Source organism: Phenylobacterium sp. (genome assembly GCF_024508875.1).
In the GTDB taxonomy this organism is placed as follows: Bacteria; Pseudomonadota; Alphaproteobacteria; order Caulobacterales; family Caulobacteraceae; genus Phenylobacterium.
The window spans coordinates 1-17,028 of sequence record NZ_JANINU010000344.1; the positions used below are offsets into that span (position 1 = coordinate 1).

At 70.3% G+C, this 17,028-nt stretch carries 18 protein-coding genes and 1 pseudogene; 12 read left to right on the forward strand and 7 right to left on the reverse strand.

What is annotated here, in order from left to right; genetic code table 11:
* Positions 1-258: 258 nt before the first annotated feature.
* Positions 259-678, forward strand: a complete 420-nt coding sequence (locus Q0L11_RS22925; RefSeq protein ID WP_296600400.1) for a biopolymer transporter ExbD — start codon at positions 259-261, stop codon at positions 676-678.
* Between the two features lie 106 nt (positions 679-784).
* Entirely contained in the window at positions 785-973 is a 189-nt protein-coding gene (locus Q0L11_RS22930; protein ID WP_296600402.1) for a hypothetical protein, read from the forward strand.
* Between the two features lie 31 nt (positions 974-1,004).
* On the opposite strand, the gene Q0L11_RS22935 is transcribed toward Q0L11_RS22930, so the two are convergent.
* Positions 1,005-2,096, reverse strand: coding sequence for a GTP-binding protein (locus tag Q0L11_RS22935; protein WP_296600404.1), 1,092 nt, complete (start codon positions 2,094-2,096; stop codon positions 1,005-1,007).
* Between the two features lie 87 nt (positions 2,097-2,183).
* On the opposite strand from Q0L11_RS22935, the gene Q0L11_RS22940 reads away from it, so the two are divergent.
* Positions 2,184-3,152: a cation diffusion facilitator family transporter gene (locus Q0L11_RS22940; RefSeq protein ID WP_296600406.1), complete on the forward strand. Its 969-nt coding sequence runs from the start codon at positions 2,184-2,186 to the stop codon at positions 3,150-3,152.
* Positions 3,153-3,174: 22 nt separating this feature from the next.
* Positions 3,175-4,293, forward strand: coding sequence for a serine hydrolase (locus tag Q0L11_RS22945; protein WP_296600408.1), 1,119 nt, complete (start codon positions 3,175-3,177; stop codon positions 4,291-4,293).
* On the opposite strand, the gene Q0L11_RS22950 is transcribed toward Q0L11_RS22945, so the two are convergent.
* Both Q0L11_RS22950 and Q0L11_RS22955 read right to left on the reverse strand, forming a co-directional pair.
* Positions 4,290-4,691 carry a hypothetical protein gene (locus Q0L11_RS22950; protein ID WP_296600410.1) on the reverse strand — a complete coding sequence of 134 codons (402 nt, stop codon included), beginning with the start codon at positions 4,689-4,691 and terminating at the stop codon, positions 4,290-4,292. The two genes, Q0L11_RS22945 and Q0L11_RS22950, sit on opposite strands and share 4 nt — an antisense overlap.
* Before the next feature lie 91 nt (positions 4,692-4,782).
* The gene (locus tag Q0L11_RS22955; protein ID WP_296600412.1) at positions 4,783-5,988 is read right to left on the reverse strand and encodes a helix-turn-helix domain-containing protein; all 1,206 of its coding nucleotides are present in this window, start codon (positions 5,986-5,988) and stop codon (positions 4,783-4,785) included.
* A gap of 143 nt (positions 5,989-6,131) precedes the next feature.
* Here Q0L11_RS22955 and Q0L11_RS22960 point away from each other — a divergent pair, with 143 nt between their 5' ends.
* The gene (locus tag Q0L11_RS22960) at positions 6,132-8,111 is read left to right on the forward strand and encodes a TonB-dependent receptor (protein ID WP_296600413.1); all 1,980 of its coding nucleotides are present in this window, start codon (positions 6,132-6,134) and stop codon (positions 8,109-8,111) included.
* 46 nt (positions 8,112-8,157) lie between these two features.
* A complete protein-coding gene (locus Q0L11_RS22965) occupies positions 8,158-9,555 on the forward strand; it encodes a PepSY domain-containing protein (protein ID WP_296600414.1) in 1,398 nt (465 codons plus the stop codon).
* Between the two features lie 50 nt (positions 9,556-9,605).
* Here the strand turns inward: Q0L11_RS22965 and Q0L11_RS22970 are convergent, their stop codons facing one another.
* The 4 genes from Q0L11_RS22970 to Q0L11_RS22985 form a co-directional block, all read right to left on the reverse strand.
* Positions 9,606-9,902 carry a hypothetical protein gene (locus tag Q0L11_RS22970; protein WP_296600415.1) on the reverse strand — a complete coding sequence of 99 codons (297 nt, stop codon included), beginning with the start codon at positions 9,900-9,902 and terminating at the stop codon, positions 9,606-9,608.
* 81 nt (positions 9,903-9,983) lie between these two features.
* On the reverse strand, positions 9,984-10,898 hold the full coding sequence (locus Q0L11_RS22975; RefSeq protein WP_296600417.1) for an acyltransferase: 915 nt from the start codon (positions 10,896-10,898) through the stop codon (positions 9,984-9,986).
* A gap of 22 nt (positions 10,899-10,920) precedes the next feature.
* Positions 10,921-13,125 (reverse strand): xanthine dehydrogenase family protein molybdopterin-binding subunit, encoded by a 2,205-nt coding sequence (locus tag Q0L11_RS22980; protein WP_296600420.1) that lies wholly within the window; start codon positions 13,123-13,125, stop codon positions 10,921-10,923.
* A gap of 10 nt (positions 13,126-13,135) precedes the next feature.
* A complete protein-coding gene (locus Q0L11_RS22985; RefSeq protein WP_296600421.1) occupies positions 13,136-13,636 on the reverse strand; it encodes a (2Fe-2S)-binding protein in 501 nt (166 codons plus the stop codon).
* Between the two features lie 126 nt (positions 13,637-13,762).
* Between Q0L11_RS22985 and Q0L11_RS22990 the strand changes: the two genes are divergently transcribed.
* From Q0L11_RS22990 to Q0L11_RS23015, 6 genes and pseudogenes are all read left to right on the forward strand, one after another.
* Positions 13,763-14,101, forward strand: coding sequence for a c-type cytochrome (locus Q0L11_RS22990; protein WP_296600423.1), 339 nt, complete (start codon positions 13,763-13,765; stop codon positions 14,099-14,101).
* 1 nt (position 14,102) lies between these two features.
* Positions 14,103-14,987, forward strand: a complete 885-nt coding sequence (locus tag Q0L11_RS22995; protein WP_296600425.1) for an NAD(P)-dependent oxidoreductase — start codon at positions 14,103-14,105, stop codon at positions 14,985-14,987.
* Between the two features lie 128 nt (positions 14,988-15,115).
* On the forward strand, positions 15,116-16,063 hold the full coding sequence (locus Q0L11_RS23000; protein ID WP_296600426.1) for a calcium-binding protein: 948 nt from the start codon (positions 15,116-15,118) through the stop codon (positions 16,061-16,063).
* Positions 16,064-16,126: 63 nt separating this feature from the next.
* Positions 16,127-16,486 (forward strand): hypothetical protein, encoded by a 360-nt coding sequence (locus tag Q0L11_RS23005; RefSeq protein ID WP_296600428.1) that lies wholly within the window; start codon positions 16,127-16,129, stop codon positions 16,484-16,486.
* Positions 16,483-16,773 carry a hypothetical protein gene (locus Q0L11_RS23010; protein WP_296600429.1) on the forward strand — a complete coding sequence of 97 codons (291 nt, stop codon included), beginning with the start codon at positions 16,483-16,485 and terminating at the stop codon, positions 16,771-16,773. The genes Q0L11_RS23005 and Q0L11_RS23010 overlap by 4 nt, the downstream gene beginning before the upstream one ends.
* Before the next feature lie 74 nt (positions 16,774-16,847).
* Positions 16,848-17,028, forward strand: a pseudogene (locus Q0L11_RS23015) (hypothetical protein); the annotation flags it as partial.

Here is a 17,028-nt window from a genome sequence, read left to right on the forward strand (position 1 = left end):
AGCGCGTGTACATCCGCGCCGACCGGGACGTGCTGTACGGCGAGTTCATGGGCGTGATGAACGACCTGCAGGGCAACGGCTTCTATCAGGTGGCCCTGATCAACGAAGAGCTCTAGGCCCTTCGGAACAGCTTCAAGGAAGGCCCGCCGGGGGAAACTCCGGCGGGCTTTTTCTTTGTCCGTCCGGCACGGCGATTCAGGACTTGTGGAAATTTATAACTGTAATATCTTACAAGTGTAACCTCACAGGAGGACGCTCATGGGAGCCTCGCTTTCCGCCCGCAACGACGCCTGGAACGTGCGCCAGAACGCCGACATCAACGTCACGCCGTTCGTGGACGTCATGCTGGTGCTGCTGATCATCTTCATGGTGGCCCTGCCGGTCTCCACCGTCTCCGTGAAGGTGGACCTGCCGCAGGCCCAGGCTTCGCCCACCCCGGCGCAGACGCCGGTGATCGTCACGCTGACCCTGGCGGGCCGGGTCTATGTGGGTGAGCGCCCGGTGGACCTGGAGTCGCTGCCCGCCGTGGTGGCGGCCAGCGCAGGGCCGCACCCCACCGACCAGCGGATCTACCTGCGCGCGGACGAGGGGGTGAGCTACGGCGCCCTGATGCGGGTGATGAACCGGCTGCGCGCCCGCGGCTTCGAGAAGGTGGGCCTGGTCGGGGACGAGCTCTGAGCCCGTGTGTTCATCATTAATCGCGGAGAAACCCGGCTAGCTTAACCATGGCGTTTGAGCGGGGGTCAGAAGGACCCTCTTTGGCAGCGCGAAGACGCGGAAGACGATGTGGCAGACGTTTGAAATCACGGTGGGCGAGGCGAAGCACCGCGCCCGGTTCCGGCTCATGGGCCGGCAGGTGGTGATGGAGTGGCGCGGCGGGCGCGCGGTCGACTGGTGCGGGATCCTGCGCCCCGAGGTCGTGGCCGCCCAGCGCCTCCGCCGCCTGGTCAGCGCCCAAGCGGTGGCCGCCTAAGGACCACCGCTGAAAGGCTCGCGCCGGCTCGTCAGGCCGCGATGCAACTTTCGAAGCCGGCCCGGAGCCCCGCCTCGTCGAGGTTGCGGCCGATGAAGACGAGACGCGAATAGCGCTTGTCTGCGTCCGTCCACGGGCCCTGGAAGTCGCCTTCCAGGATCATGTGCACGGCCTGGAACACCAGCCGGCGGTCCTCGCCCTTCACGTCCAGGATGCCCTTGGCGCGCAGGATGTCGATCCCCTGCGTCTGCAGCACATTGTTGAGCCAGGCGGTGACCCGGTTCCCGTCGATCGGCCGGTCGGCGGTCAGCGAGATCGAGCTGATGCCGCTCTCGGCCACGTGGTCGTGGATGTGGTCGTGCGCGTGGTCATGGTGGTCGTGCCCGCAATGCTCGTCGTGCACATGGCCGTGGTGGTCGTGGTCGTGGTCGCAGTGCTCGTCGTGGACGTGCCCGGCCTCGCCATGCGGCGGGTTCAGGAAGTCGGGCTGCAGCTCGGTGACGCGCGCCAGGTCGAAGGCGTGACGGCCGAGGATCGCGTCCAGCGGCACGTTCGAACGCTGGGCGCGGCGGATCGGCGCCATCGGGTTCAGCGTGCGGATGGCCTTCTCCACCTCGGCCAGCTCGGCCTCGGAGACGAGGTCGGTCTTGTTGAGGATGATCTGATCGGCGAAGGCGATCTGTTCGGCCGCCTCCTTGGAATCCTTGAGCCGCAGCGGCAGGTGCTTGGCGTCGACCACGGTGGTGACGCTGTCCAGCTCGGTGCGGGCGCGCACGTCGTCGTCGACGAAGAACGTCTGGGCCACCGGGGCCGGGTCGGCCAGGCCGGTCGTCTCGACGATGATGCCGTCGAACTTGCCCTTGCGCTTCATCAGGCCCGAGAGCACGCGGATCAGGTCGCCGCGCACGGTGCAGCAGACGCAGCCGTTGTTCATCTCGAAGACCTCTTCGTCGGCCCCGACGATCAGGTCGTTGTCGATCCCCACCTCGCCGAACTCGTTGACGATGACCGCGTACTTCTTGCCGTGATCCTCGGAGAGGATGCGGTTGAGGAGGGTGGTCTTGCCCGCGCCGAGGTAGCCGGTCAGCACGGTCACGGGGGTCTTGGTGAGGGTCTCGCTCATGGGCCGTCATGTAAGCGGACGGGCGGGACTTATGAAGTGGCGTTCGCTGGGCTAGTGTTATTTCAACGAGATGTTATAAAGTAACACATGACTGCCGCCGACCCGCCCGAGACCGCGACCGCCACGCCGCTGGACGCCTTCCGCGAGGACCGCACCTACCTGGGCGCGGACCACCGGCGGAACGAGCGCCGGACGTGGATCGTCACGGTCATCTGCATGGCGACGCTGGTGGCGCTGGTGATCGGCGGGGCGGCGACGCGGTCGATGGCGCTGATCGCCAACGGCCTGCACATGGCGGCGCACGTGATCGCGCTGCTGGTGGCCGCCGGGGCCTATGCGCTGGCGCGACGCCACGCCGAGAACCCCGCCTTCAGCTTCGGCACCGGCAAGATCGGCTACCTGGCGGGCTTCGCGAACGCCGTGGTCCTGGCGGTCAGCGCCGTGCTGATCGGCGTCGAAAGCGCCACCCGCATGCTCAACCCGCAGGCGGTCGACTATCACGATGCGCTGCCGATCGCGGCCGGCGGCCTGCTGGTCAACCTGGTGTGCATCTGGCTGCTGAAGCCCACGGGGGTGGCGGCGTCGCGCAACGACCCGCAGGGCGACCTGAACCTTTCGGCGGCCCACCTGCACCTCAGCGCCGATGCGGCGGTGTCGGTGCTGGCCCTGGCGGCGATCGGGGCCGGGCAGTGGCTGGGCCTCGGCTTCGCCGACCCGCTGGCCGGCCTGCTGGCCGCGGGGCTCGTGGCGCACTTCGCCTGGACGCTGCTGAAGAAGGCGGGCGGGGCGCTGGTGGACCTGAACCCGTCGCCCGAGCTGACGGCCGAGGTGCGCCGCCGGCTTTCCGACGGGGGCGAGACGATCGTCGACCTGCATCTCTGGCGGCTGGGGCCCGGGCACCATGCGGTGATCGCGGTGATCGCGGCGGATCATCCCCAGCCCGTGGCGACGTACCGCGCCCGTCTCGCTGGACTGGCGGGCCTGTCGCATGTGACCATCGAGGTCCGCGGAGCCGCCGATGGGATGCACCATCACCACGGCCACGCGCACGGTTGAGTAGCTGGAGCGTTCCGCCCGTATGGCGCGTTGGTCCCGATTTTTCCGCAGCCGCCGCAGAGTCGCCGCGGGGGTGCTGGTCGCGGCGGCCGCGCTGGCCGGAGGGCTGGCGTCCGCCGACCGCACGGTGAAGCTGGCCTCGGGGCCCCTGACCGCCGCCCGCCTCGAGATCCACCGCCGCCAGGCGCCGCCCGCGCCAGCCGCGCTGCAGGCCCGCCTGGACGAGTTGGCCGGGGCTTACGGCGAGGAGGTGGGCATCGCGGTGACCGACGTGGAGGCGGGCTGGACCGCGGGCGTCGACAAGGACCGCCCCTATCCCCAGCAGAGCGTCTCCAAGCTGTGGGTCGCCATCGCGGTGATGAAGCAGGCCGACGAGGGGCGGCTGGACCCCGAGGCGACGGTGATGCTGACCGACGCCGACCGATCGGTCTTCTTCCAGCCGGTGGCCTACAAGATCGGCGCGGACGGGTATGCGACGCCGCTCTCCGACCTGCTGCGCCGGGCGCTGGTCGAGAGCGACAACGCGGCGAACGATCGCCTGATGCGCGAGGTGGGCGGGCCGGACGGCGTCGCCGGGATCCTGGACGACATGGGCCTGAAGGGCGTGAAGGTCGGCGCCTACGAGCGCGACCTGCAGGCGCGGACGGCGGGCCTCGTCTGGCAGGCCGACTACGGCATCGGCTGGAACTTCCAGGCCGCCCGCCAGGCGCTGCCGATGGACGCGCGGCAGGCCGCGATGGACGCCTACCTGGCCGACCCGCTGGACGGCGCGTCGCCCGCGGGCATAACCGGCGCGCTGGCGGCGCTGTCGCGCGGCGAACTGCTTTCACAGGGTTCGACCCAGCGGCTGGTCGGCCTGATGGCCCAGGCGCGCACGGGCCCGCGGCGGCTGAAGGGCGGCCTGCCGGCCGGCTGGACCATCGCCCACAAGACCGGCACCGGGCAGGATTTCCGCGGCGCCTCGGTGGGCATCAACGACGTGGGCCTGCTCACCGCGCCCGACGGCCGGGTCTATGCGGTGGCGGTGATGATGCGCCACACGCGCCAGCCGGTGCCCGCGCGACTGGCGTTCATGCAGTCGGTGACCCGCGCGGTGGCCGAGCAGTGGCTGCGCGACGAGGCCTTCCAGACCGCGGACTAGGGTTCGGACGTCGTCGCCGCGGGCGGGCGTTGGATGCCCTTCACGACAGTGAGCTTGATGGGATCGCCCTCAAGGCTCTTCGAGGTCCAGACCGCACCGACCGCGCCGTTGGCGGGGAAGTCGGTGCAGTAGTGGAAGGGGATCGCGATGGGCTTGGCCTGCTTCAAGCAGACCTTGCCGGCCTCCTTGGCGCTCCACTTGCCGGACGACCACTTGCCGCGGCGTCCGAAGGCCTCCCAGCTTCCGTCCGCGTGGAACCAGAGCCACTGGTAGCGGCCGTCGGGATACAGCGCCTTGACCGTGTTGCCGAAGGCGGCGGCGAGCCCCTGCGAGGGGGCGGCTTGGGCGGCGCCGGCGGAAAGGGCGAGGACGAGGAGGGCGGCGGTAAGCGATCGCATGGCTTCGTTTTACGGTTGCAGACACTCGAAGGATGACAAACGCCGTTTCCTTCGCCGGGATCACATGAACCGGGCGTGACCGGCGGACAGATCAGCGCGAGGCGATCACGGGGCGGGCCCCGAGCGCGGTGCGGCCGACGCCGTCCACCTCGTAGAGCGCCTCCAGCGGCGCATCGCGCCGAACCTTCAGTGTCGAGAGCGCGGCCCGATCGGTGGCCACCTCGGCCATCTGCATGACGCCGATGTCGCGAGCTCCGGCGACGATGACGAACCGATTGCCCGAGGGGCCCTGGAACGCGGCGAGATAGCCGTAGTCGCGGTTCGGCCGGTCGCCCGACGCCGCGCCCGCGCCGGAGACGAAGCTCTGCCCCGTCTTGCGGTCGATGAGCTCGTCGTAGGTCGACCCGATGCTGAAGCGGGAGCGCTCGAACACCGGCTCCTGCAGGACTCGCAGCGCCGAGAGGTAGCCCACATAGACGATGTCGGCGCTCTTCATGAGGTCGGGCGTGAGGTGCGAGGCGGTGATCACCCGCACGCGGTCCAGCCCGCCCGCAGCCTGGCGGACGAGTGGCATGATCTCGCGCAAGGCGAGGGTGGCGCCCACCGGCGTGTAGTAGGTGTCGAGGTCGACGTAGCGGCCCTGGAGCTGGGGGTTGTCCATCAGCCAGGCGTCGAGGTCGGCCGGCGAATTGATCTCGAACGCCCGGATCATCCGCTTCGGCCCGTCGCCGTAATCGGTGTCGCCGAAGATGTAGTAGTCGCCGACGACCACCACGACCGGCCGGTCGCGCCCGATCCCGGCCCAGAGCGGCGAGGCGGCGGTGCGGGCCAGCTCGCGTGCAGGGGCGGTCTGGTGCGCCACATAAGCCCAGGCGCCCAGGTTGGCGGCGGCCAGGGCCATCGCGGCGGCGATGGCGGGCCACAGCCAGCGAGGGCGGGCCTTTGCGGCGGGCGCCGGCGTCTCCGTCCGCCCCACGGTCTCGACCACGTCCAGCCGGTACTCGCCGACTGGGATCACCAGCCGGTATGGCTCGGCGGCGCCGGGGCCGGCGTAGAAGTCGTCGAGTTTCTTGCGCAGCCGATGGATGTAGACACGCACCGAGGCGTCGCCGGAGAGGTCGAGTTCGCGCCCGAAGACGTCCTGCGCCACCTCGGCCTCGCGCAGGGTGCGGCCCGCGTGCGCCGGATCGGCGAGGTAGTCGAACAGGCGCGCCAGGCCATGGCTGCGACCTAGGACGCCGCCGTCGCGGACCTTCGCCACCTGCGCCGCCAAGGCTTCGGAACGCTGCCCGCTCATACCCGACTTTCGACTCCCCGGGGCCTCTGTAACCCCCTGTAACCCGGCTGGAAACCGTAAAGTACGAGCGCGCGGGCGTCGCCCACCCTAACCGCCGTGGATCGAAAGGCGCGGCGCAAGACCGCTTGCACATGGGGGACGGCATGACCGGTTGGCGGAGACGATGGCTGCTGGGCGCGGCGGTGGCGACCTTGGGCGGAGCGGCCCAGGTCGGAGCCGCGCGGGCGGCCGAGGCCGAGGTCGACGAGGTCGTGGTCAGCGGGCGGCTGGAAGAGACGCTGCCCCAGACCCTCTCGCAGTTCGGAAGCCGGCTGGAGGTGGTGAGCGGCGAAGAGGTTCGCCGGGGCCTGTTCGTCGACGCGGGCTCGGTGCTGGCGACCTCGCTGCCCGGACTCAGCCTGATCCCCCAGGCGGGGCCGTTCTCGTACAACAACGCCTCGCTGCAGGGCTCGCGGTCGAGCGAGATCCTCTACCTCGTGGACGGCGTGCGGATCTCGAACCGCCTCTACAATTCGACTCCGCCGCTCGACACGATCCCGGCCCACATGATCGAGCGGGTCGAGCAACTCGAGGGCGGCCAGGGGCTGTTCTTCGGCACCCAGGGTGTGGCCGGCGTGGTCAACATCGTCACCCGTGACTTCACCGACGATTTGTCGGGGCGGCTGCAGATCGGCGGGAACACCAACGATGCCGTCAGCGCCAGCGGCTACGTCACGGGCTCGGCCGGGCGGCAGCATTTCCTGGCCTTCGCCAGCCACGACGAGGCCAAGGGTTACCAGGTCTTCCGCGACAGCGAATACGAGCCCAGCGGGACCGACCGCCATCGGGGCTACCGGATGACCAGCGTCGGCGGGAAATACGCCCTCGACTTGTCGGACGCCGTCCGCTTCACCGCCAGCTACGCGCACAACCAGGGCCGTGCCGAACTGCCGCGGCCGAACCTGGTCTCCGAGGCGCTGAACAACCGCAACGAGGAGATCGCCTACGCCAAGCTGGACATCGACTTCAGCGAGCGCCTCAGCCTGTTCGTGAAGGGCTATTGGCACGACTGGGACAGTTCCTACAGCGAGACCGACACCCGTCCCGGCGGCGGGCGCGTCGTCGTGTCGGACAAGGAAATCTGGCGGTTCGACGACCGGGGCGTGAACGCCCTTGCGCGCTATGTCCTGCAGCCCGGCCTGGAGCTCTGGGGCGGCTACGACCTGCAGCGGTACGGGGGCCGCGACGACGTGCTGATCATCGCGCCGCGCAAGGAGACGGCGCAGGCGGTCTTCGCCCAGGTGCGCGTCACGCCGGAGATGCTGCCGAACACGCACCTGGCGGCGGGCTTTCGCAGCAACTTCACGAAGCACAGCGAGAACGCCACCGTCTGGACCGTGTCGGGCCAGTACGACCTGACGCCGAACCTGTTCGTGCGCGGCGCGGCCGGCACGGCGTTCCGCCTGCCCGACGCCGAGAGCCTGTTCGCCCAGGATTCGCTCAACAACGGCGAGATCGGCAACCCGGACCTCAAGCCGGAGCGCAGCCGGAACCTCAACCTCTCGATCGGCGGCCAGACCGAGGCGTTCCGCGTCGAGGCGATCGCGTTCTTCCGGGACACGAAGGACCTGATCAGCCTGGACGGCGCGACGCCCGATCCCGACGTGCTGCAGTTCATCAACCTGCCCGACAAGGTGAAGGCCCGCGGTTTCGAACTGAGCGCCAGCGGCCAGGCCACGGACTGGGTGTCGTGGAAGGCGGCCTACACCCACGCCCGCACCAAGCAGACCGGCAGTGCGCTACAACTGGTCAACGTGCCGGAGGATTTCGGCATGGCCAGCGTGGACATCTCTCCGCCGGGCAAGCCTTATGGGGCCGGGGCGCGGCTGAACTGGGTGGGCGACGTGTACGACAACCTGCCGTCCGGCATCGGGCGGGTGAACCGGGGGAACTATGCGGTTGTCGATCTGACGGCCTATGTGGATGTCGGTCCCGGCCGCCTGTCGGCCAAGCTGGAGAACGCCCTGGGCGAGGACTACGCGGTCCTCACCCGCCGCTATTTCCGCGACACCGGCCCGGCCTACATCGGCCACTTCCGCGGCGCGCCGCGCACCCTGCACGTGAGCTACGCCTATTCCTTCTGAGCGCGCCGCCAAGCCCGTCCGCAAGGCCTGGGCGCCGAAATGGCTGGTGGTCACGCACCGCTACGTCGGCATCGCCGTGGGCCTGCTCATGCTGGTGTGGTTCCTCAGCGGCGTGGTCATGCTGTTCACCGGCTGGCCCGAGGTGACGGACGCGGATCGGGCCGCCGCCCAGCCGCCCATCGCCTGGGCGAACTGCTGCCGGTTCGGCGAGGCGCAGGAGGTGCTGCAGGTCCAGGCGGCGATGGTCGAGGACCTCGCGGGCCGGCCGGTGCTGCGCTTGGACGGCCAGGTCCTGGACCTCTCGAACGGGCAGGAAGTCCACAGGGTGAGTTCCGCAGACGCGGCGCGCGTCGCCCTGGCTTATGCTGCGGCTCACCGGATCGGCGGGAGGCCCGGGACGCCGGAAGCGGTCGAGCGCGACCAGTGGACGGTCACCGGCTACTTCAACAAGCGCCGGCCCTTCCACCTCTTCCACTTCGACGATCCGGCCCACACCGACATCTACGTCTCGGCCCACACCGGCGAGGTGTCGCAGGTGGTGGACGCGAAGGGGAAGGTGCTGAGCTGGCTGGGGCCGATCCCGCACTGGCTCTATCCCGAGGCGCTGCGGGCCGACACCAAGCTGTGGGCCCAGGTGGTGATCTGGACCTCGATCGTCGGGACGTTCCTGACGCTGACGGGCCTCTATCTGGGCGTCATCTCCTGGCGGCCCTGGCGCGACCGGCGGGTCACGCCCTACCGCGGCCTGATGGCCTGGCACCACCTGACAGGACTGTTCGCCGGCCTGCTGACCCTGGCGTGGGTGGCGAGCGGCCTCTTCTCGATGACGCCCTTTGGATTCCTGGAGAGCGGGCCGGACGATCGGGGCGAGCAGGTGGCGGGCGCGGTGTCGCTCGGCGACCTGAAGCTGGCGGTCGAAGGCGCGAAGGCGCGGGGCGTGCAGGCCCGCCGCCTGGTGCTGGCGCCACTGGGCGGCCAGGTCTTCCTGATGGCCGACGGCATCCGGCTCGACGGGTCAGGCCGCCCGGCCCCTCTGACGCCGGCCCGGCTTGCCGAGGCGGCCAAGGCGCTGGGCCCGATCCGCCACGCCGAGACGATCACCGGCCCGGACGCCTATTTCTACGACAGCCACGATCTGGATGCGGTGCTGCCCGCCTATCGCGTGGAGCTGACTGACGGCGTTCGCTTCTACCTCTCGCCGGCGTCCGGCGAGGTCCTGGCGCGCATCGACGGGCCGGCGAAGGGCTATCGATGGCTCTTCAACGCCCTGCACCGGTTCGACTTCGTGGGCGGCCTGTACGGCGGCGTCGCCTGGACGGTCACCATGGTGCTGATGCTGGTCTTCGCGGGCGCGGGCGTGGCCACGGGCGTATGGCTGGGCTGGCGGCGGGCAAGGACGGACGTCGGCCGCCTGTTCAAACGAAAGGCCCCGAAGCTCGGCTGAGCTCCGAGGCCTCCCTGTCGTCGTTGTCGGGTAAAGACGACGAAGCTGGACTACTTCTTGACCGCGTCCTTGATGGCGTCGGCCTTCTGCTCGCCGGCTTCCTTCACGGCGTCGGCCTTGGCTTCCATGTTCTCGGCCGCGGCTTCGCCCTGGGCCTTGGTGGCGTCGGCCGCGGCGTCGGCGTTGGCCTTCATGGCATCGGCCTGGGCGTTCATCTGGTCGGCGGCGGCGTTGGCGTTGGCCTGGACGGCGTCGGCCTGGGCGTCGGCGGCCTTCTCGGCCGGCTTGCTGCAGGCGGCGATGCTCAGGGCGCCGAGGGCGGCCAGGGCGGTGATCGCGATGCGCATAGGTCTCTCCTGAGTGGTATGCGAAGCGAGAGCGCACGAAACCGTGATTGGTTCACGGGGAACGCCATCAAATGTTGTGTTTCACCAGGCCGGACGCGGACCCGGCTTGAGGCGCAAGGCGGGGCGTTCCACCAGGAACCAGCTCGCCGCCGCGAAGGGGAGCACCGCCAGGACGGCAGTGGCCACGTTGAGCTGGCCCTGCACCGCCAGCCACTGCTGAATCGGGAAGGCGTAGATGTAGACCCCGTAGCTGAAGTCGGCGGGCAGCTTGCCGGGCCGGGACAGGCCCAGGACGGCCGTGGGCAGGGCGAGCGGCCCGAGGAGCGGAAAGGCGACCGCCGACGCCGCGCCGAGCCACAGTGGGACCTTGCGCCGCGAGAGCTGCAGCGCCGCGCCGGCGAAGAACAGCAGGCCGTTGCGCGCTGTCAGGAAGACGATGCGCGTCAGCTTCTCGCCCGCCCAGTGCGGATCGGTGAGCGTCATGGCGACGAACACCGCCGCGCAGACCGCCGTGAGCGCCAGCACCCAGGCCAGGCGCGCGCGGATCAGCAGCAGCACCAGGTAGAAGCTGAACTCCAGGCGGAGCGTCCAGAGCACGCCGTTGACGACCCCGGCCATGGGCGCGTCCTGGAAAACTCCCGGCAGCTCGTAGGTGGCCGGGTAGAGCAGGGCGTTGCGCAGGACGTACAGGGCTGCGGCCGGCCAGTATTCAGCCGCCGGCGCGGTTGTGACGAAAGCGAGCAGGCCGACCGTGACCACGAGCGACGCGATCAGGCCGGGCTCGATCCGCAGGATCCGCTTGAGCAGGTAGCTCTTCGGGTCGCGCTCGTAGCTGGCGCTGACGAGGTAGCCGCTGATCACGAAGAAGATCGAGACGCCCAGGGCGCCCAGATCCTCCACGCCCATGATCCGGAACGGCGCCTGGCCGGCCAGCGGAAACGTGTGGCTCACCACCACCAGCAGCGCCGCGACCAGCCGCATGAGGTCGAAGTTCATGCGGCGCTGCTAGCACGCGTCGTCAGGTCTTGACGAACGGCTGGCTGAGGGTCGGCTGGCCGGTGATGGCGAGGAGGGCGTTCGCCACCGCCGGGCCGATCACCGGCGTGCCGGGCTCGCCGACGCCGCTGGGCGGGTTCGCCGAGGGGACGATGTAGGTCTCGACCGTCGGCGCCTCCGAGTTTCGCAGGACGCGGTAGGTGTCGAAGTTCTGCTGGTCGACGACGCCGTTCGTGAGGGTGACGTTGCCGAACATCGCGCCCGAGAGTCCGTAGCAGGTCCCGCCCTCCATCTGGGCGGCGATCTGGTCGGGGGAGATGGCGACGCCGCAGTCGATGGCCGTGACCACGCGGCCGACCTTGGGCTGGCCGTTCTCGATCTTCACCTCGGCCACCTGGGCCACCACGGTGCCGAAGCTCTCGTGGACGGCGACGCCGCGGGTCCAGCCCGCCGGCGCGGGGGTGGTCCAGCCCGCCTTCTCGGCGGCGAGGTTCAAGACGGCGAGGTGCCGGCCGGCGCCCGCCTTCTGGTAGAGCGCGCGGCGGTACTCGACCGGATCCTTGCCAGCCTTCTTCGCGAGCTGGTCGATGGTGTGCTCCATCACGTAGGCGGTATGGGTCGCGCCGACCGAGCGCCACCACAGCACGGGCACGCCGGCGTCCGGCGTGATGAGCTGGGCGTCCACCACCGGCGTCGCTTTCAGGTACGGCGAGCCCATCGCGCCCTCGACCGCCGTGGCGTCGACGCCGCCGCCGCCGGGCGAGCCGGGAGGGGCGCCCTTCATGATCGACTGCGTGACGACGCGGTGGCGCCAGGTGGCCGGATAGCCGTCCTTGTCCACGGTCACGCGGACGGCGTGGTGGACCAGCGGGCGGTAGTAGCCGGCCCGCATGTCGTCCTCGCGCGTCCAGACCAGCTTCACCGGCCGGCCCTTGCCCACCTTCTTGGCGATGTGGACGCACTCGGTGACGTAGTCGGACTGGAAGTTGGCGCGCCGCCCGAACGAGCCGCCCGCGAACAGGGTCTCGATCTCGATGGATCCGGGCAGGGCATAGACGATGCCGGCGGTGTTGATCTGGTCCAGGGTCGGCGTCTGCGAGCCGAAGACAAGCTTCGTCGGCCCCTTGCCCACCATGGCCACACAGTTCATCGGCTCCATGGTGGCGTGGGCGAGGTAGGGGAAGTCGTAGGTGACCTCCACCGCCGCCGTTCCGCCGGCCGCCTGGGCGGCGTCGCCCTTGGACTCGAACGCCTGCCAGCCCTTCTTCTTGTCGGTCGGCGCGGCGGTCTTGCCCGAGGCGAGGTCCTTGAACTCCTGCAGGATCTGGGCGGAGCCGCGCGTCTCGGCCTTGGCCTCGTCCCACTCGACCTTCAGCGCGTCGCGGCCCTGGCGGGCGGCCCAGGTGCTGTTCGCCACCACGGCCACGCCGGTGGGGATCTGGTAGACTTCGACGACACCGGCGACCTTCTTGGCGGCCGTGGCGTCGAAGGACTTCACCTTGGCGCCGAACTTCGGCGCGTGGGCGACCATGGCCACCAGCATGTCGGGCAGGCGGACGTCCTGGGTGTAGCGCGCCGTGCCGTCGCTCTTGGCCTGGGCGTCCTTGCGGCGGACCCGGTCGGTCCCGACCAGGGTGAACGCCTTCGGGTTCTTCAGGGTGGGCTTTTCCGGCGGCTTGATCTTCGCCGCGTCCGAGACCAGCTCGCCGAAGCCGGCCTGTTTGCCGGAGGCGTGGGCGATCACGCCGTTGGCGACGGTGATCTCGCCCGCAGGCACGCCCCATTTGGCGGCGGCGGCCGAGACGAACATGGCCCGCGCGGCGGCGCCGGCGGTCCGAAGCTGCGTCCAGGAGTTGGCGATGGCCGAGGAGCCCCCGGTGCCCTGCGTTCCGCCCATGTTGATGTTGCCGTAGAGCTTGGCGTTGGCGGCGGCCTGCTCGACCTTCACCTTCGACCAATCGGCGTCCAGTTCCTCAGCGGCGATGGCGGCGAGGCCGGCATGGTTCCCCTGGCCGAACTCGATGTGCTTGGAGATGACGGTGACCGTCCCGTCGGTGGCGAACTTGAGGAAGGGGCCGAACGCCCCGACCTCGACCTTCGAGCCGGCCGACAGCATCTCGGGCAGGGAGCAGCCGACCAGCAGCGAACTGCCGGCCAGGGTGGCGCCGACCGCCAGCACGTCGCGGCGGCTGGCGCCGGAGGCGATGTCCTTGAAGGGCTTGTTCATGGCGTTCCCCTTACGCGGCCGGCTTCGCCGCGACGGGCGCGGCGGCGGGTTCGGCGGGCGCCGCGGGCATGGCGGCGGCCTCCTTGATGGCGGCGCGGATCCGCTGGTAGGCGCCGCAGCGGCAGATGTTGCCGTCCATGGCGCCGCTGATGGCCTCGTCGTCGGGGTTCGCGTTGGACGCCAGCAGGGCGCAGGCGCTCATGATCTGGCCCGACTGGCAGTAGCCGCACTGGGGCACATCCAGCTTCACCCAGGCCTGCTGGAGGGGATGATTGCCGCCTAGACCCTCAATGGTGGTGATTTTCGCGGCGCCGAGCGCGGAAATCGGCGTCTGGCAGGCGCGGATCGGCTGGCCATCGGCGAGCACCGTGCACGCCCCGCACTGCGCCACGCCACAGCCGTATTTCGTGCCAGTCAGCCCCAGTTCATCCCGCAGGACCCACAACAGCGGTGTGTCGGGCGGCGAGTTGACGTTCAGGGACCGTCCGTTCACATCCACTGTCGTCGCCATGGGCTGCTCCATCAAATGATTTGGCCCGATCCTAACGCTGTTCAGAACGCCGCGTAAATCCAGCCTTGGCCTGGCGCGCGGCCCAAGGGTAGTCCGTACCGCCTCTACGAATTTCCAGGAGACTTCATGCTTCGCGTCGCCGCCGCAGCCGCCGTCCTCGCCTTCGCCGCCGCCCCGGCGCTGGCCGCCGATGGGGCCCAGCTCTTCAACATGCAGTGCAAGATGTGCCACGGCGGCTCGCCGATGGGCCCGAGCCTGGTCGGCATCGCCGGCACGAAGATCGGCGAGGGGACGTTCGCCTTCTCCCCGGCCCTGAAGAACAAGGGCGGGACCTGGACCGACGCCAACCTGGACGCATTCCTGAAGAGCCCCTCGACCTTCGCGCCCGGCACGAAGATGATGATCTCGGTGCCCAATGACGAGAACCGGGCGGCCCTGGTCAGCTACATCAAGACCCTGAAATAGCATGGACGCCTTCCCCGCCTTCTTCCCGCTGGCCGGCCGCTCGGTGGCCGTGGCGGGCGAGGGCGAGGCGGCGGAGGCGAAGGCCCGGCTGTTCGACGGTTCGCCCGCCACGGTGGTTCGGCTGTCGCCGGCCGAGGCCCTGGACCCTCGCGCCTACGCCGGGATGACGCTGGCCTTCGTCGCCGGCGAGGATGACCAGTGGGCGCGCCAGGCGGCCGAGGCCGCGCGGGCGGCCAATGTGCCGGTCAATGTGGTCGACCGCCCCGCGCTCTGCGACTTCACCACGCCGGCGGTGATCGACCGGGGCGAGGTGGTGGCCGCGATCGGCACGGGGGGCGCCTCCCCCATGCTGGCGACGATGCTTCGCCACGACATCGAGGCCCGCGTGCCCGAGGGGACCGGGCGGATCGCGGCGCTGTTCCGCACCATGCAGGACGAAGTGCGCGGCGCGCTGCCGGACGCCCACGCGCGCCGCCGCTTCCTGCGCGCCGCCCTGACCGGGCCGGCGGCCGAGGCCGCGATGGCGGGCGACATGGAGGGCGCGAAGGAGCGACTGCGCGCCGCCCTGTTCGACAGCCCGACCCTGGCGGGGCGGGTCCAGTATATCGACGCCCGCGGGCCCGCCGACCTGCTGACCCTGCGCGCCGCCCGCGCGCTGGCCGCCGCAGATGTCCTGGTGTGCGACGAGGGGGCGCATGAGGACGTGCTGGCCCTGGCTCGGCGCGACGCCGAGCGGCTTCCGTCCCGGACAGAGGCCCGACTGGTCGAACTGGCCGCCGAAGGCCTGACGGTGGCCCGGCTGATCACCGGCTCGGCGTGGCGCACCGAGCAGGCGGAGCTGGACCAGGCCGGCGTCATCACCGAGGTGCTGCCGATCGCCAGCTAAGGCGTGGCGGGCGAGCGCGCTCGTCGGCGAAAGCGTACGGTTCGTCGACGGATGACGCCGTCGCGTGTCTTGGCCGCTAGTCTTCTGCCGCCTTGGCGGATGTCGGCCCGAGGGCAGGAGCGTAAAGCGTGACCGTGTTCAGTGTGAACGATCCGACGAACGGATCGGGCAATCGCGATCTCTTCCGGCCCACCGCCGAGAACACCGCCAGCAAGTCGGTCCGCCCGCCCCAGCTCACCGAGTGGATCCATACCGACGGCCACGTCACCTACGTGTTCGAGTTCAACGGTAACGTAAACGGCTGGAGCTACCGTACGCAGGACGGCGAGGTGTTGTTCGCCACCTCGCCCAACGTCAGCCACAACGTCTTCTACGCGGCGCTGGAGGCGCCTACGAGCGAGCCGATGCGGCAGCTTCTGTTCTCGGGGAACGACAGCATCACCGGCGGCGTGGCGGCCAATGTGCTGGATGGGCTGGGCGGCGCCGACACCATCTCGGGGGCAGCGGGCAACGACACCATCGACGGCGGCGACGGGCAAAGCTACCTGCGCGGCGACGACGGGGACGACCGGATCACCGGCGGCGCGGACTTCGACGACATCAACGGCAACACCGGGAACGACACGGCCTCGGGCGGCGGTGGCGATGACTGGGTGGTCGGCGGCAAGGACAACGACAGCCTGGCGGGCGGCGCTGGCGCGGACCTCGTCTACGGCAACATCGGCGCCGACACCTGCGAGGGCGGCGACGGCAACGACATCGTCCGTGGCGGCCAGGACGCCGACGTGCTGTTCGGCGGGGCCGGCGACGACTACCTCTCGGGCGACCGCGGGCACGACACCCTGACCGGTGGCTCCGGGGCCGACACCTTCCATAGCTTCGGCGAGGCGGAGACCGACCGAGTCACGGACTTCAACCGGGCCGAGGGCGACCGCATCCTGCTGGACGCCGGGACCACCTACGAGGTGACCCAGTCAGGCGACGACGTGATCGTCAACCTGGGCGGCGGGGGCCGGGTCGTTCTGGAGGGCGTCTCCATGGCCTCGCTCACGGGCGACTGGATCGTCGTGGGCTGACGGTCGCGGGAAGGCTGGCGCAAGGCTGGCGCGGCGCCCCCGCCGTCGCCTATCAGGGAGCGCATGCAGTCCCTCATCACCTGGATCGGCCGCCTGGCGCTGCTGCTGGTGCTCGGCGTGGCGCTGGCCGGCGCGCTGGACCCGCACCACAACGCCCAGCGCCATGTGCCGGCGCCCGACGTCGTCGAGCACGTGGCCTACGGCTACCTGCTGACCGTGCTGACCATCGCCTCGCTGCCGCGCGTCAGTCCATGGCTGATCGGCGGCGCCTACCTGGCGGTCGGCGCGGGGTTCGAGGCGCTGCAGGTCGTGGGCTGGGTGTCGGGTACGTTCCAGTGGAAGGATCTGGCGTCGAACACGGGCGGGGTCGCCGCGGCGCTGGCGCCCTTCGCCCTGGCCCGGCGGAGGAAGGCGGGACGATGAGCGAAGAGACGACAGGGGAACTGTACCTGATCCTGGCGACGGCGGCGGCCGGGCCGACCACGCGCTATCCGACGGGGGAGCGGCGACGCGTCCTGCTGTTCGTCAGGGCCGGTTCGCACGACGCGGCGCTGGCCCGCGCGACGGCGGGGCTCTCGGAGCACGGCTGGGGAGAGCCTGAGTTCATCAAGGCCGGCATCTTCGAGTTGGGTCCGCACCTGTCGGCCGACGACCGGGCGCCGGCGGAGCATGCGCTGGTCCACGGCTTCGCCCTGCGCGTTTACGCTTAAGGCGTCCGGCCCGCTTGCGCGGCGGCCCGGGTTCCCGCAATCAGTCTGGGCGTGTTGCGAAAGGAGCCGAGGCCATGCGGACCAGGATCGGGACGGGAGGCTTTGCGCTGGCCCTGCCCCTGACGCTGACGGCGGCGATCGCGCTGGCGGGCTGCTCGGGAGAGAAGCGCGCCGAGAAGACCGCGCAGGCGCCCGCCGCGCCGCCGCCGGCCGCGACGCCCATCGCCCCGCTGACGCCCACGGCGCCCGCCGCGC

Excerpts from the sequence above, each read along its gene's own strand:
- Q0L11_RS22925 (WP_296600400.1), top strand. The coding sequence starts at position 259 with ATGGGAGCCTCGCTTTCCGCCCGCAACGACGCCTGGAACGTGCGCCAG.
- Q0L11_RS22930 (WP_296600402.1), top strand. The coding sequence starts at position 785 with ATGTGGCAGACGTTTGAAATCACGGTGGGCGAGGCGAAGCACCGCGCC.
- Q0L11_RS22935 (WP_296600404.1), bottom strand. The coding sequence starts at position 2,096 with ATGAGCGAGACCCTCACCAAGACCCCCGTGACCGTGCTGACCGGCTAC.
- Q0L11_RS22940 (WP_296600406.1), top strand. The coding sequence starts at position 2,184 with ATGACTGCCGCCGACCCGCCCGAGACCGCGACCGCCACGCCGCTGGAC.
- Q0L11_RS22945 (WP_296600408.1), top strand. The coding sequence starts at position 3,175 with ATGGCGCGTTGGTCCCGATTTTTCCGCAGCCGCCGCAGAGTCGCCGCG.
- Q0L11_RS22950 (WP_296600410.1), bottom strand. The coding sequence starts at position 4,691 with ATGCGATCGCTTACCGCCGCCCTCCTCGTCCTCGCCCTTTCCGCCGGC.
- Q0L11_RS22955 (WP_296600412.1), bottom strand. The coding sequence starts at position 5,988 with ATGAGCGGGCAGCGTTCCGAAGCCTTGGCGGCGCAGGTGGCGAAGGTC.
- Q0L11_RS22960 (WP_296600413.1), top strand. The coding sequence starts at position 6,132 with ATGACCGGTTGGCGGAGACGATGGCTGCTGGGCGCGGCGGTGGCGACC.
- Q0L11_RS22970 (WP_296600415.1), bottom strand. The coding sequence starts at position 9,902 with ATGCGCATCGCGATCACCGCCCTGGCCGCCCTCGGCGCCCTGAGCATC.
- Q0L11_RS22975 (WP_296600417.1), bottom strand. The coding sequence starts at position 10,898 with ATGAACTTCGACCTCATGCGGCTGGTCGCGGCGCTGCTGGTGGTGGTG.
- Q0L11_RS22980 (WP_296600420.1), bottom strand. The coding sequence starts at position 13,125 with ATGAACAAGCCCTTCAAGGACATCGCCTCCGGCGCCAGCCGCCGCGAC.
- Q0L11_RS22985 (WP_296600421.1), bottom strand. The coding sequence starts at position 13,636 with ATGGCGACGACAGTGGATGTGAACGGACGGTCCCTGAACGTCAACTCG.
- Q0L11_RS22990 (WP_296600423.1), top strand. The coding sequence starts at position 13,763 with ATGCTTCGCGTCGCCGCCGCAGCCGCCGTCCTCGCCTTCGCCGCCGCC.
- Q0L11_RS22995 (WP_296600425.1), top strand. The coding sequence starts at position 14,103 with ATGGACGCCTTCCCCGCCTTCTTCCCGCTGGCCGGCCGCTCGGTGGCC.
- Q0L11_RS23005 (WP_296600428.1), top strand. The coding sequence starts at position 16,127 with ATGCAGTCCCTCATCACCTGGATCGGCCGCCTGGCGCTGCTGCTGGTG.
- Q0L11_RS23010 (WP_296600429.1), top strand. The coding sequence starts at position 16,483 with ATGAGCGAAGAGACGACAGGGGAACTGTACCTGATCCTGGCGACGGCG.